The organism is Aeromonas sp. R2-1 (genome assembly GCF_040908425.1).
Taxonomy (GTDB): Bacteria; Pseudomonadota; Gammaproteobacteria; order Enterobacterales; family Aeromonadaceae; genus Aeromonas; species Aeromonas caviae.
Genome location: NZ_JBFODR010000041.1, coordinates 1 through 14,563, shown reverse-complemented (window position 1 = coordinate 14,563; position 14,563 = coordinate 1). Strand labels below are relative to the sequence as shown.

At 61.3% G+C, this 14,563-nt stretch carries 11 protein-coding genes and 1 pseudogene; 5 read left to right on the top strand and 7 right to left on the bottom strand.

Annotation, left to right across the window (positions count from 1 at the left end; translation table 11 throughout):
- Positions 1–52 precede the first annotated feature (52 nt).
- A pseudogene (locus tag AB5Y80_RS15240) lies at positions 53–151 on the bottom strand (sulfurtransferase TusA); the annotation flags it as partial.
- 171 nt (positions 152–322) lie between these two features.
- Here AB5Y80_RS15240 and AB5Y80_RS15235 point away from each other — a divergent pair.
- Positions 323–514, top strand: a complete 192-nt coding sequence (locus AB5Y80_RS15235) for a hypothetical protein (RefSeq protein WP_010672410.1) — start codon at positions 323–325, stop codon at positions 512–514.
- 44 nt (positions 515–558) lie between these two features.
- On the opposite strand, the gene AB5Y80_RS15230 is transcribed toward AB5Y80_RS15235, so the two are convergent.
- The 6 genes from AB5Y80_RS15230 to AB5Y80_RS15205 form a co-directional block, all read right to left on the bottom strand.
- Positions 559–1,815, bottom strand: a complete 1,257-nt coding sequence (locus AB5Y80_RS15230) for an ABC transporter substrate-binding protein (RefSeq protein WP_368173154.1) — start codon at positions 1,813–1,815, stop codon at positions 559–561.
- 3 nt (positions 1,816–1,818) lie between these two features.
- Positions 1,819–3,264, bottom strand: a complete 1,446-nt coding sequence (locus tag AB5Y80_RS15225) for an ATP-binding protein (RefSeq protein WP_368173153.1) — start codon at positions 3,262–3,264, stop codon at positions 1,819–1,821.
- 112 nt (positions 3,265–3,376) lie between these two features.
- Positions 3,377–4,099: a response regulator gene (locus AB5Y80_RS15220; protein WP_010672413.1), complete on the bottom strand. Its 723-nt coding sequence runs from the start codon at positions 4,097–4,099 to the stop codon at positions 3,377–3,379.
- Positions 4,100–4,446: 347 nt separating this feature from the next.
- Entirely contained in the window at positions 4,447–5,631 is a 1,185-nt protein-coding gene (gene fadA / locus AB5Y80_RS15215) for an acetyl-CoA C-acyltransferase FadA (protein ID WP_368173152.1), read from the bottom strand.
- Positions 5,632–7,779 carry a fatty acid oxidation complex subunit alpha FadB gene (gene fadB / locus AB5Y80_RS15210; RefSeq protein ID WP_368173151.1) on the bottom strand — a complete coding sequence of 716 codons (2,148 nt, stop codon included), beginning with the start codon at positions 7,777–7,779 and terminating at the stop codon, positions 5,632–5,634.
- 204 nt (positions 7,780–7,983) lie between these two features.
- Complete coding sequence (locus AB5Y80_RS15205) at positions 7,984–9,921, bottom strand: acetoacetate--CoA ligase (protein WP_368173150.1); 1,938 nt, start codon at positions 9,919–9,921, stop codon at positions 7,984–7,986.
- Positions 9,922–10,117: 196 nt separating this feature from the next.
- Between AB5Y80_RS15205 and pepQ the strand changes: the two genes are divergently transcribed.
- The 4 genes from pepQ to hemG are packed head-to-tail and all read left to right on the top strand — an operon-like array spanning position 10,118 to position 14,083.
- Complete coding sequence (gene pepQ / locus AB5Y80_RS15200) at positions 10,118–11,440, top strand: Xaa-Pro dipeptidase (RefSeq protein ID WP_323922677.1); 1,323 nt, start codon at positions 10,118–10,120, stop codon at positions 11,438–11,440.
- Positions 11,440–12,057 (top strand): YigZ family protein, encoded by a 618-nt coding sequence (locus AB5Y80_RS15195; protein ID WP_183149092.1) that lies wholly within the window; start codon positions 11,440–11,442, stop codon positions 12,055–12,057. The genes pepQ and AB5Y80_RS15195 overlap by 1 nt, the downstream gene beginning before the upstream one ends.
- A 36-nt stretch (positions 12,058–12,093) precedes the next feature.
- A complete protein-coding gene (locus AB5Y80_RS15190; RefSeq protein ID WP_039041357.1) occupies positions 12,094–13,551 on the top strand; it encodes a TrkH family potassium uptake protein in 1,458 nt (485 codons plus the stop codon).
- Between the two features lie 7 nt (positions 13,552–13,558).
- Positions 13,559–14,083, top strand: coding sequence for a menaquinone-dependent protoporphyrinogen IX dehydrogenase (gene hemG, locus AB5Y80_RS15185; RefSeq protein WP_368173149.1), 525 nt, complete (start codon positions 13,559–13,561; stop codon positions 14,081–14,083).
- Positions 14,084–14,563 lie beyond the last annotated feature (480 nt).

The window sequence follows — 14,563 nt, the reverse complement described above, 5'->3', positions numbered from 1 at the left end:
TCCAGCTCGTGGGTCGCATTGCAGAATACAGTACTCATGAATAATCAACCTTCAGCCGCACCTTCTTGCGCGCCATCGTCATCACGGGTTCGGGGTAACGAAGCCCGATTGCGTCCAGCTCGTGGGTTGCGCCGCAGAATAAAGCACTCATCAATAATCAACCTTCAACCAATTCGGCCAGCAATGATACTCACGGCGAAAAAATAATCAAACCACGGGGCGGTTATGCAGCATATGCTACCAAAATGTGAACCGGCTCTACCCAGGCTTCGCTCGATGAGTAATATAAAAATTGAACCATATTCAACAAGGAGGTGTGAATATGCAGGTCTCCTACGGCAGATTGCAAGCCTACGCAGGCATGGGGTTCTTGTCGTTCGCCATGATAGTGCTGGGCAGCCCGATCGGTAATACCGGTACCTGGTTCGGCTCCATGGTGATGATCGGACTGGGGCTCTGGATCGAGCTCAGCGACTACTACGACGAGGATGAGGACGAGAACGATCCCTCCTGAGAGCCTGGCTCTCGGCACTCAAAGGCGGACGATGTCCGCCTTTGTCATTTCTGCTCCGCGCCGGAACGGGTCGAGCGCATGGCGCGCTCCAGCTGCTGCGCCGTCTGCTCGGGGTTGGCCCTGGCGTCGTTGAAGAAGCTGCTCAGCACATCCATGATCCCCTGGCGCATGTTGGTGGGCACCGCCATCCCCTCCGCCATGCTGGGCAGCAGGTTGTCCTGTTGCTCGGCGTGGAGGAAGTCCTGATAGGAGCGGATGGCGCAGCGATCGAACTTGCTCATGTCCGGCTTGATGAGCGCCGGGATGGAGCCCTTCACCCGGTTGAACTCCTCCTGAAAGCGCGGCGTCATCAACAGCCTGGCCAGCTCGCCCTGGGCCTGCAACTGGGCGGGATCCCGCTGCTTGAACATGGCGATGGAGTCGAGGTTGTAGCTGAACAGCCCCTGGCTGCCCGGGCTTGGCAGGCACTCGATATCCTCGCCGGGGCGGTAGTTGCCGGCGCTCAGCTCCCCTTTCACCCAGTCCCCCATCACCTGCATGGCGGCGCCGCCGCTCTCCAGCAGGTTGGTGGCCTGGTGCCACTTCAGACCGGCGTATTTCTCGGGCACATAGGCGCGCAACTGCCGGAAGCGGGTCAGCACCCGCACCATGTCTGGGCCGGTCAGGGTGGCGCTGTCCTGTTCGAGGAAGGCCTTGCGATAGAAGGTCTTGCCCCCTTCGCCGAGGGCCACCGTTTCGAACAGCACCGCGATCTGCCAGGGTTCGTTACCGATGGCGAGGGGGGTGATGCCCTGCTCCTTGAGCTGGTCCGCCACCGCCACGAACTGGGCCCAGTCGGTGGGGGGCTTGAGCCCCTGTCGCTCGAATACCTTGCGGTTGAGCCAGAGCCAGTTGACCCGGTGGATGCCGGTGGGAACCGCCATCAGGGCGCCGTTCTGGCTGAGGGTATCGCGCACCATGGGGGGCAGCTGAGGGTACCAGCCGAGGTGCTCGGCCATGGGGGTGAGATCGCGCAGAAAGCCCAGGCTGCCCCACTCGTGCAGCTCGAACCCCTTGAGGTGGGCCGCCTCCGGCGGGTTGGCCGCCAGGGCCCGGCTCTTGAGCACCGTCATGGCGCTCTTGCCGCCGCCCCCCTGTACCGCGAAGTCGTTCCACTGGTTGCCCTGCTCGGCCCACTCGGACTTGAGCACTTCCACGGCCCTGGCCTCGCCGCCGGAGGTCCACCAGTGCAATACCTCCACCTGGGAGGCGCAGACGGGCAGGGAGAGCAGGGCGATGACAGAAAAAGACAACCACTTCATACATTACTGCCTTGGTAGGGAGAGGGTGGCCTGCAGGCCGCCCTGGGGGCGATTTTCCAGCACCAGGTCGCCGCCGTGGGCGTGGGCTATGTTGCGGGCGATGCCAAGGCCCAGCCCGGTGCCGGCGGCATCGGTGCTGAGGCGGTAGTAGGGCTCGAAGATGCGCTCGAACTGATCGTCCGGCAGACCGGGCCCCTCGTCCATGATGAAGAGGATCAACAACTCCTCGTCATCCATGATGATGATGCGCACCTTCTGGCCGTACTTGATGCCGTTGTCCACCAGGTTGCCGATGCAGCGCTTGAGGGCCAGCAGCTTGCCGCGATAGGGCCACTTGCAGTGCCCCTCGATGGTGAGCAGATCCTCGTGCAGGTTCATGGCCTCCGCCATCTGCTCCAGCAGGGCGTTGACGTCGATCTGCTCGAGGTTCTCGTGAATGTCCGTCTCTTTGACCGTCTGCAGCGCCCCTTTGACCATCAGCTCCAGCTCGTCCAGGTCCTTGTTGAACTTGGCGATCTGCACCTCGTCGTCCAGCAGTTCGACCCGCAGTCGCAGCCGGGTGATGGGGGTCTTGAGGTCGTGGGAGATGGAGCTGAAGAGGCGCTCCCGATCGTCGATGAAGCGGCGAATGCGCTGCTGCATGATGTTGAAGGCGCGGGTCGCCGCCACGATTTCGGAGGCACCCTCCTCCTTGAGGGACGGCTGGTCGATGTCCTTGCCGAGGTTGACCGCCGCCTTGGCGAGGCGACGCAGGGGGCGGGTCTGCCAGCGCACCAGCATGAAGGTGAAGAAGCAGAGGAAGACCGTCATCAGGGCGATGAAACGCACCTGGTTGCTCGGCATCACGGTGTCATCCAGCGTCATGTAGGGGGCGGGCAGCAGGGCCGCCAGATAGAGCCACTCCCCCGGTTCTATCTCGATCTGGGTCACCAGCACCGGCGGATTGATGGGCTCCAGGGACAGGGTGTAGCGGGCCCAGGAGGAGGGGAGATCCGCCAGCAGGGTGTCGTTGTTGAAGACGTGCAGCTCCTCGGGGCGGGAGAAATCCACCTTGATCGCCATGGCGTCGGAGAGTTTGCGGCTGAGCACCTCCTGCACCTCTTTGAGCACCAGCGTCTTGCGCTCGCTGTCGGGGATGGCGCTGATGTGGATCTCTTCCTCGTTCAGGGAGACGAAGAAGCGGCTGCCCCCCATGTTGCGCAGCTGATCCAGGGCGATGTGGCGGTATTGCAGGGGCAGGGACTTGAAGAAGTTGACGGTGGAAGCCGCCGACAGCGCCAGGTTGCGGGTGGTGCTGAGCATGCCCTCCAGCTCCCGCTTCTGGATCTGCTGCATCCAGATGCCGGTGAGGATGGTCTGGGAGAGCAGGATGGCGAGCAGCAACAGCAGCAGCATCCGCGACAGCAGGGAGCGGGGCACCAGGGCCCGCCAGAACTTCTGCCCCGTCATGGCAGCGTGTGTCTCTTGTCGATCAGCATGGGGTGCTTACCTCTGTGCCTTGCCGTTGCCCGTGATGGGTCTCTCTTCTGCCCGTTCAAGGTCTCGCCGTAGCGTCTGTCTGTTACGGGATCTCGTGGACTTCGGCGATCAGCATGTAGCCGCTGCCGCGAATGGTCTTGATGATGCGCGGGCTCTTGCCGTTGTCACCCAGCTTCTGGCGCAGGCGGCTGATCTGCACATCGATGCCGCGTTCCATGGGCAGGCTCTCGCGACCGCGGGTGGCGTCCGAGATGGTATCCCTGTCCAGGACCACGCCGGGCTGCTGCAGGAACATGCCGAGCAGCAGGGCATCGCTGCCGGAGAGATCCAGCAGACTGCCATCTTCGTGGGTCAGCTGGTGGCTCAGGGTGTCCAGGGTCCACTCGGCGAAGCGCAGCCGACGGCTCGGTTCCTTTTCTTTCTCCGGCTGGCGGAATTCGGCGCGGCGCAGCAGCGCCTTGATGCGGGCCTGCAGTTCGCGCGGGCTGAACGGCTTGGCGATGTAGTCGTCGGCGCCAAGTTCCAGACCGATCACCCGATCCGCTTCGTCGGAGGCGGCGGTCAGCATGATGATGGGTACCTGGGAGTCGCGGCGTATCTGCTGGCAGAGGGTAAAGCCGTCGTCGCCGGGCATCATGATGTCCAGAATGATGAGGTCCGGGCTGTGCTGGGCCAGTTGTTGGCGCATCTCGTTCCCTTCGGCCGCGGTCAGTACCTCGAAACCGGCCCGGGTCAGGTACTCGTTGAGCAGCTCGCGGATCTCCCGATCGTCGTCGACGATAAGCAGTTGTTTGCTCGTTGACATATGTATGTGCATCCACCCATTTTTTTGTGCAGATTGAACCTGTCGGGGGAGCAAAAAGCAAGCAAGCCCCCCCTCTAATGTGAAGTTATGGGCAATATAGCCTCAGGATTGGCCCCGATCGCGGGAAAAGAATAAAAAAGGCCGACCCAAACGGGCCGGCCAACACGCAGATTCCGACGGCAGGAGCGCACCCCGTGTGGCGCGTTCCACAGACTCGACAGCAGGGTCGGCAGGCCGACCCGGTATTCGTGATGGGGCCGCTGTGCCGGGAAGCAGGGCCGCCTTCTGTCTGTTGTTGCCGCCCCGAGGCGGCGTCCCTGACCGGTGAGCGGTCAGGAGTGATTCACTTACACCCGCTCGAACACGGTGGCGATGCCCTGACCCAGGCCGATGCACATGGTGGCGACTCCCAGGGTGGCGTCCTTCTCTTCCATCAGGTTGATCAGGGTGGTGGAGATGCGGGCACCGGAGCAGCCGAGCGGATGACCCAGGGCGATGGCGCCACCGTTGAGGTTCACCTTCTCGTCCACCAGGTCTTGCAGACCCAGATCCTTCACGCAGGGGAGGGACTGGGCGGCAAACGCCTCGTTCAGCTCGAAGAGGTCGATGTCGCCGACGGTCAGCCCGGCTCGCTTGAGCGCTTTCTGGGTGGCCGGCACCGGGCCGTAACCCATGATGGCGGCGTCACAGCCGGCGATGGCCATGGCGCGCACCCTGGCGCGGGGCGTGAGGCCGAGGGCCTTTGCACGGTCCGCACTCATCACCAGCATGGCGGCGGCGCCATCGGACAGGGCCGAGGAGCTGCCGGCGGTGACGGTACCGTTGACCGGGTCGAACACCGGGCGCAGCTGGCTTAAGCCATCGACCGTGGTCTCCGGGCGGATCACCTCGTCATAGTCGTAGAAGAAGCGGGCGCCACTGGCGTCGTGCCCTTCCAGCCCGACGATCTCCTTGGCAAAACGCCCTTCCACGGTGGCGGCGTGGGCACGGCGGTGGGAGCGGGCCGCAAACTCGTCCTGCTGTTGACGGCTGATGCCGTGCAGCTTGCCGAGCATCTCGGCGGTCAGCCCCATCATGCCGGAGGCTTTCGCCACCGACTTGGCCATGCCGGGGTGGAAGTCGACGCCGTGGCTCATGGGCACGTGACCCATGTGTTCGACGCCACCGATGATGAAGATGTCGCCGTCACCCACTTGGATGGCGCGGGAGGCATCATGCAGCGCCTGCATGCTGGAGCCGCACAGGCGGTTGACGGTGACTGCCCCCACCTGCTTGGGAATGCCGGCCAGCAGCGCGGCGTTGCGGGCGATGTTGAAGCCCTGTTCCAGGGTCTGCTGCACGCAGCCCCAGTAGATGTCCTCGATCTCGTTCGGGTCGAGGTTGGGGTTGCGCAGCAGGATGGATTTCATCAGGTGCGCGGACAAGTCTTCTGCACGCACGTTGCGGAAGGCGCCGCCCTTGGACCGGCCCATGGGGGTCCGGATACAGTCGACAATGACTACGTCTTTCATGAATGGATCTCCTTTCCGCAATCAGTAGAAGGTTTTGCCCTGGGCGGCCATTTCACGCAGCTTGTCGCTGACGCGGTAGAGCGGGCCCAAGTCGGCATACTGGTCGGCCATGGCCACGTAGCGATCCAGACCAATGGTGTCCAGATAGCGGAACACGCCGCCGCGGAAGGGAGGGAAGCCCAGACCGTAGACCAGTGCGATGTCGGCTTCGGCTGGCGTGGCGACTATGCCCTCTTCCAGACAGAGCACCACCTCGTTGATCATAGGGATCATCATGCGGGCGATGATGGCGTCCTTGTCGAAATCCTGTTTCGGCTTGGCGATGGGGGCCAGCAGCTCGTAGCTGGCGGCGTCGGCCACCTTCTTCGGTTTACCCTTCTTGTCCTGCTCGTAGGCGTAGAAGCCCTTGCCGTTCTTCTGACCGAAGCGGCTCACTTCGTACATCACGTCGATGGCGGTGTGGCCTTCCTTGCTCATGCGTGCCGGGAAACCCTGCGCCATCACGTCACCAGCGTGGTGGCCGGTGTCGATGCCGACCACGTCCAGCAGGTAGGCGGGGCCCATGGGCCAGCCGAACTCCTTCTCCATCACCTTGTCGACGGCGGCGAAGTCGGCGCCATCGGCGACCAGCTTGTTGAAGCCGAAGAAGTAGGGGAACAGCACGCGGTTCACGAAGAAGCCGGGGCAGTCATTGACCACGACCGGGGACTTGCCCATGGCGGCGGCGTAGGCCACCACGCGGTTGATGGTTTCATCGGAAGTTTGCTCGCCGCGGATGATCTCCACCAGTGGCATGCGGTGCACCGGGTTGAAGAAGTGCATGCCGCAGAAATTCTCGGGGCGCTTCAGTCCCTTGGCCAGCAGGGAGATGGGGATGGTGGAGGTGTTGCTGGCGAGCACGGCGTCTTCGCCGATCACGCCTTCCACTTCACTCAGCACGGCCGCCTTCACTTTCGGGTTCTCGACCACGGCTTCGACCACCACGTCCACATGCTTGACGTTGTCATAGCTGAGGGTCGGCGTGATGGCGGAGAGCACCTGGCCCATCTTGATGCCGTCGATGCGACCGCGCTCGAGCTGGCCGTTGAGCAGCTTGGTGGCCTCATTCATGCCAAGTGCCAGCGCCTTCTCGTTGATGTCCTTCATCACCGCCGGGATGCCTTTGCTGGCAGACTGGTAGGCGATGCCGCCCCCCATGATGCCGGCACCCAGCACGGCGGCATGGCCGGTGGCCTTGTTTGCCTGCTTGGCGGCCTTCTTGGCCAGCGCCTTGATGTGTTGATCGTTGAGGAAGATACCGACCAGCGCCTTGGCCACGTCGGTTTTCGCCAATTTGATGAAGGTGGCGGCCTCGGCGGCCAGCGCTTCGTCACGGCCCATGCCAGCGGCGGCTTCCACCGTCTTCACGGCGGCCATGGGGGCCGGATAGTGTTTGCCCGCCACGGCGGCAACCATGCCGGCGGCGGTGGTGAAGCTCATCATGGCTTCCAGTTTGGAGAGGCGCAGCGGCGCTTTCTTGGCGGCACGGCGGCCCTGCCAGTCCAGCTTGCCCTTGATCGCGTCCTTGATCATCTGCACGGCGGCGCTGTGCAGCGCGTCCGGGGCGACCACGGCGTCGATGGCGCCCACCTTGAGGGCGTCATCGGCACGGTAATCCTTGCCGGTGGTGATCCACTCCAGCGCGTTGTCGGCACCGATCACCCGCGGCAGACGGACGGTGCCGCCAAAGCCCGGCATGATGCCGAGCTTGGTCTCGGGCAGGCCGATCTTGGCCGTGGTGTCGGCCAGCCGGAAGTCGGTGGAGAGAATGGTCTCGCAGCCGCCGCCCAGAGCATGGCCCTTGATGGCGGAGAGGGTGGGCACCGGCAGATCTTCGATGGCGCAGAAGATGTCGTTGGCCTTTTTCAGCCAGCCGAGCAGGTCTTCTTGCGGCAGATCGAACAGTTCCAGGAATTCGGTGATGTCGGCGCCGACGATGAAAGCGTCTTTGCCGGAGGTGAGGATCAGACCCTTCAAATCGGCTTGTTGCTGTAATGCGGCGATCGCTTCGCTCAGGGAGAGCAGGGTAGCGCGATCCAGCTTGTTGACTGAACCCGGGGCATCGAACCTCAGCTCGGCAATGCCGTCTTCGAGGTAGCTGACCGTCAGGGTTTCGCCTTGGTAGATCATGAGAGTGTCTCCTTGTTCCCACTCTGTGGGGAATGGTGCTCCTTTATCCCCAGCAGGGGGCGAGGCTCACTATTGATCCAAAAGGAGACATTTTCAACACCTATTTAAAACATTTGTTTAACAGTTATCGAGTAAAAGCTCTTCATCACAAAACGGGCAAAAAAGAGGCGCCTTGCGGCGCCTCCGATGGAGATGAGCGTGTTATCAGCTGGCCAGTTCCGGCCGATTGCGATACTGGTTCAATACCTCGGGATCGGCGAGGGCGTGGGTGTTGTTGACGGGGCGGTTGTGCACCACTTCCCGGACCGCCAGCTCCACTATCTTGCCGGACTTGGTGCGGGGGATGGCATCCACCTGCAGGATGCGGGCAGGCACATGACGGGCGGTGCAGTGCCGCTTGATCTGCTGGCAAATCCGCTCACGCAGTCCGTCGTCCAGCTTGCAACCCGCCTTGAGCTTGACGAACAGCACCACCCGCTCGTCCTGTTTCCATTGCTGGCCGATGACGATGCTCTCTTCCACCTCGTCCAGCTGCTCTACATAGCGGTAGATCTCGCTGGTGCCGATGCGCACGCCGCCCGGGTTGAGGGTCGCATCGGAGCGGCCGTAGAACAGGATGCCGCCAGTCGGGGTCAGCTCGATCCAGTCCCCGTGGCACCAGATGTTGTCGAACCGCTCGAAGTAGGCGGCGTGGTACTTGTCGCCGTTTTCGTCCCCCCAGAAGTAGATGGGCTGGGCCGGGAACGGCTTGGTGCAGACCAGTTCGCCCTTTTCACCCAGCACCGGCTGGCCCGCCTCGTTGAATACCTGCACCGCGAGACCGAGGCCGCGCCCCTGGCTCTCGCCGCGATAGACGGGGCTCAAGGGGTTGCCGATGACGAAGCAGGAGCAGATGTCGGTGCCGCCAGAGATGGAGCTGAGCTGCACATTCTGCTTTATCTGCTGGTAAACGTAGTCAAACCCCTCCGGCGACAGCACGGATCCGGTGCTGCAGATGAGGCGCAAGGCAGGCAGGTCGTGGGTATTGATGGGGGCATAACCCTGTTTGTGCAGCGCATCGAGATACTTGGCCGAGGTGCCGAACAGGGCGACCTCTTCGTCCCGTGCCAGATCCCACAGCACGTTGCCATCCGGGTAGAAGGGGGAACCATCGTAGAGCACCAGGGTGGCGCCGGAGGCGAGGGCGCTTACCAGCCAGTTCCACATCATCCAGCCGCAGGTGGTGAAGTAGAAGATCCGCTCCCCCGGCTTGATGTCACAGTGCAGTTGGTGCTCTTTCAGGTGTTGCAGCAGGGTACCGCCGATGCCGTGCACGATGCACTTGGGTTTGCCAGTGGTGCCGGAGGAGTAGAGGATGTAGAGCGGATCGTTGAAGGCCATGGGCTCGAAGGTGAGCTGGGCATCATGCTGGCTTGCCAGCAATTGCTGCCAGTCGTGGCCAAGCTGCAGCGGGTTGCCGAGCAGGGGGATCATCACCGTCTGCTCTATGCTGTCGAGCTGACCGACGACGCTGGCCACCTTGTCCTGAATGTCGATTGCCTTGCCGCCGTAGCGGTAGCCATCCACCGCGAACAGCACCCTGGGACGGGTCTGGCCGAAGCGCTCCACCACGCTGGCCTCGCCAAAATCGGGACTGGTGGAGGTCCAGATCGCGCCGAGGCTGGTGGTTGCCAGTATGGCTACCACGGTTTCCGGGATATTGGGCAGGTAGGCTGCGACCACATCACCCCGGCCTATGCCCTGGCTGCGAAGCCACTGGGCCAGGCGGGCGACCTGATCTGCCAGCTCATGCCAGCTCAGGGTCCGGCTTGGGGCCCCTTCGATGCGGGAGATGATGGCCGGGCTCTCATCCTGACGGCGCAGCAGGTTCTCGGCGAAGTTGAGCCGGCTGTCGGGGAACCAGCGGGCGCGCTGCATATCCTGGCGGTTCTCCGCCACAATGTTGCCAAGCTCGCCCTTGACGCCGCAGTGCTGCCACACCAGTGGCCAGAAGCGGGTGGTCTTCTCCACCGACCATTGATACAGGTCGGCATAGCTGCGTAGTTGCAGACCATGGAAGTGATTGACCTCGGCCATGAACTGGTGGAGGTTGGAGTGCTGCATCCTGTCCTGAGCCGGTGTCCACAGACAAAGGTTTTGCATGAGTCGTTCCTGACGGCTGATATCTACTGTCTGTGGGCAGTGTATTGAATTGTTCTTTGTTTGTTAATTGTCTGTTTTATGTTAATAACAAAAAGCCTGTAACCTATGCGTTACCTCACGAAGCGAAAGCCGGGTGGCTCGAGCCTTGATTCGCTTGATGTTATGCTGAAGTCACATTCGCCCGGAGCAGGACGCCATGAGCAGTTACAGCCAACTTTTTGCCCAGCATCTCGACACCCTTCAGCAGCGTACCCGCGACATACTGCAACAGCAGGGACTGAGCGGTCTGGCCATCCACTCCGGCCAGACCCACCGCATCTTCCTCGATGATCAGGATTATCCCTTCAAGGTGAATCCCCAGTTCAAGGCCTGGCTGCCGGTGCTGGACAACCCTCACTGCTGGTTGCTGGTGGATGGCATGAGCAAGCCGGTGCTGCTGTTCTACCGGCCGGTGGACTTCTGGCACAAGGTGGCGGAGTTGCCCAACGCCTTCTGGGTCGACTTCTTCGACATTCGCTTCCTGACTCGCCCGGAGCAGGTTGCCGATCACCTGCCGGCCAACAAGCAGGAGTGGGCCTATCTAGGTGGCCATCTGGAAGTGGCCGAGCTGCTGGGACTGGGTCAGCCCAATCCGGAGGCGGTCCTCAACTACCTGCACTACCACCGTGCCTACAAGACGCCCTATGAGCTGGAATGTCTTCGCGATGCCAACCGCATCGGCGTACGCGGCCACATCGCGGCCAAGGACTCCTTCATGGCGGGGGCGAGCGAGTTCGAGATCAACCTGGCCTACATGAAGGCGGTCGGACAGGGGGCCAATGAGGCGCCCTACGGCAACATTGTTGCCATCAACCGCAATGCGGCCATCCTGCACTACACCCATCTCTCCACCCAGCGGGTGCCGGATGCGGAGCGTTACTCCTTCCTCATCGATGCCGGTGTGGACGTGCACGGTTATGCCTCCGACATTACCCGAACCTGGGCCTGGCGCCGCGGTGAGTTCGCCGATCTGATCGCTGCGCTGGATGCACAGCAACAGGAGATCATCGACGAGATCAAGCCGGGCCGCCGCTACAGCGAGTTGCACCTGCAGATGCACCACAGGCTGGCGCGCCTGCTGCAAGCCACCGAACTGGTAGACATGTCGGTGGACGAGATGATCCACACCGGGGTGACCAATGTCTTCTTCCCCCACGGTCTCGGTCACTTCCTCGGCCTGCAGGTACACGATGCCGGCGGCTTCATGCAGGATGAGCGCGGCACCCACCTGGCGGCCCCCGAGCAGTTCCCCTATCTGCGCTGCACCCGGGTGATGGAAGTGGGCCAGGTGTTCACCATCGAGCCGGGTCTCTACTTCATCGACAGCCTGCTGGAGCCGCTGCGCCAGGGTGAGCAGGGCAAGCGGATCAACTGGAACAAGGTGGAGGCGCTGCGTCCCTATGGTGGCATTCGCATCGAGGACAACGTGGTGCTGCATGCCAACGGGGTGGAGAACCTGACCAGACAAGCAGGGCTCTGATGGCGACGGATTACCCCATACCGGCAGCCCCACTGGAGGTGAGCGAGGAGATCAAGAAGAGCCGCTTCATTACCTACATCGCCCACACTCCGACCGTCGAGGCCGCCAAGGCCTGGATAGACGAGATCAAACAGCAACACCCGGGAGCCCGGCATCACTGCTGGGCTTTTGTCGCCGGCGTCCCGCAAGACAGCCAGGTTTATGGTTTCAGTGATGATGGCGAACCCTCGGGCACGGCGGGCAAACCCATGCTGGCCCAGTTGATGGGGGCCGGTCTGGGTGAAGTCGCCGCCGTGGTGGTGCGCTATTACGGTGGCGTGCTGCTGGGGACCGGTGGCCTGGTCAAGGCCTATGGCGGTGGTGTGGGGGCAGCACTCAAGCAACTTGAAACTTGTATCAAGCGTCAGCTGACCTCTTCCGTGATCCAGTGTGACTACACCGACATGGGGGCCGTGGAGTCCCTCATCTCTGCCCATCAAGGGCAGTTGCTGGTGGCCGATTATGGTGCCAGCGTCACCCTTCAGGTAGCGTGGGAGTCTGCGCTCTGGGCCCGTATCGCACAGGAATTGACCGACCGGACCCAGGGTCGGGTATCCCTTCGTCCCTTAGATGGCTAGAATCCATCGCTCTTTTAGTTTGAAGAGGGAGCCGGAATGCAGATTCTGAGCATCATTCGTATCGTCGGTCTGCTGGTTGCCCTGTTCAGCTCGACCATGCTGCTGCCCGCGATGGTCGCTTTTGGGTATCGTGATGGCGGTGGTACCGAGTTCGTCAACTCCTTCGTCATAGCCCTCCTGCTCGGCCTCCTGCTCTGGTTCCCCAACCGCCACCAGAAAAAGGAACTCAGGTCCAAGGAAGGCTTCCTCATCGTGGTGCTGTTCTGGGTGGTGCTGGGGAGCGTGGGTGCCGTCCCCTTCATCATCAGCGACGTGCCGAACATGTCGGTCTCGGAGGCATTTTTCGAGTCGTTTTCCGGCCTGACTACCACGGGCGCAACGGTGCTGACCGGGCTGGACAATCTGCCCAAGGCGTTTCTCTTCTACCGCCAGCTGCTGCAATGGCTCGGTGGCATGGGGATCATCGTGCTGGCGGTGGCCGTGCTGCCACTGCTGGGTATCGGGGGCATGCAGCTCTATCGCGCCGAGATCCCGGGGCCCGTCAAGGACAACAAGGTGACCCCGCGCATCGCCGAGACGGCCAAGGCGCTCTGGTTCATCTATCTGTTGCTGACTTCCCTCTGCGCTCTCGCGTACTGGATGGCGGGGATGACGTTGTTCGATGCCATCTGCCACTCCTTCTCCACCTTGTCGGTTGGGGGGTTCTCGACCCACGACGCCAGCATCGGTTTCTTCGACAGCCCGGCCATCAACCTGATCACAGTGGTGTTCCTGTTGCTGGCGAGCGTCAACTTCGCGCTGCACTTCATGGTGTTTGCCCACAAGCCGGTGCGCGTGAGCAGTTATCTGCGTGACTCCGAGCTCAAGGTGTTTCTGAGCATCCAGTGCGTGCTGGTGCTGATCTGTTTCGTCTCTCTGCTGTTCCACGGCCACTACGATACCTGGCAGGATGCGCTCAACCATGGCCTGTTCCAGGCGGTGTCTCTGGGCACGACCACGGGGTACAGCACCACCAGCTATGCGGAGTGGCCCTCCTTCCTGCCCATGCTGTTGATGTTCTCTGCCTTCATCGGCTGTTGTGCCGGCAGTACCGGGGGGGGCATCAAGGTGATGCGTTTCATGATCCTGTTCCTGCAGGGGATGCGTGAACTCAAACGGTTGGTGCATCCGCGGGCCATCTACACCTTGAAGCTGGGACGCCGTGCCGTACCGGAACGGATCGTGGAAGCGGTCTGGGGCTACTTTGCCACCTACATCATCCTGTTCTTCATCTTCATGCTGTTGCTGCTGATGACGGGGCTGAACGAAGTGACGGCCTTCTCCGCCGTGGCTGCGGCATTCACCAACGTGGGGCCGGGTCTGGGGGAGGTGTCGGCCAACTTCGGCAATATCTCGGCCACTGCACAGTGGATATTGATCGTGGCCATGTTGTTTGGTCGATTGGAAATCTTCACACTTCTGGTACTGTTTACTCCTGCATTCTGGCGTAGTTGAGGTTGGTATGGACAAGATTTTGGTGCTTTATTCTTCCCGGGACGGGCAAACGCGGAAAATCGTGGATGTCATGCTGGAGGAAATATCAGGATGCGAAGTGGTGATGCACGACCTGCACACCCTGCCCATGTGCAACCTCAGCAAGTATGCCAAGGTGTTGATTGGCGCTTCCATTCGCTATGGTAACTTCCACCCCAGCCTGCTCAGCTTCATACACGCACATCATGAACAGTTGGAAGTAGCCAATGCGGCGTTCTTCTGCGTGAACCTGACGGCACGCAAGCCCGAGAAGCAGACGCCGCAGACCAACGCCTACATGAAGAAGTTTCTGCGCCTCTCTCCCTGGAAGCCCAAAACTCTGGGGGTGTTTGCCGGGGCATTGCAGTACTCCCGTTACAACTGGTGGCAGACCCGCATCATTCAGTTGATCATGAAGATCACCGGGGGCAGCACGGATACCAGCAAGGATCTGGAATTCACCGACTGGGACGAGGTGCGCGGCTTTGCCCGTGAGTTTTGGTCAAAAAAGTAACAGCGACGTCATTCAAAGCGGCCAGAGCCCTGCGTAAGCAGGGCTTTTTGTTTGATAAGTAGGCGTTCGAGCCACAAAACGGTAAAAAGGACTATTTTTCGCAAAATAGCCCTTGTCATCACGGCTCAGCTCCCTATAATGCGCCCCTACCAGCACGGCGGACCACGCCAACCTGATGAGCCAGCTTCCTTAGGAAGTGGCGCCGAAAGAAAAGCGAAAACAACCGCTTGACTTTCGAAGTGAGGAGCGTAAGATGCGCCTCCTCAACGCGATAAGCGTGACGCTCTTTAACAATTTGAATCAAGCAATCTGTGTGGGCACTCACAGCATCGAGCATCAAAAACAATTTTTGATTTTCAATGTCTGATGAAGTGACCAAAGCAACTTTTAGTTGCAGCAGTTAATTCAGCAATTCATTGAGCCGCTTTTCGAAGCAACCAAACTTAAATTGAAGAGTTTGATCATGGCTCAGATTGAACG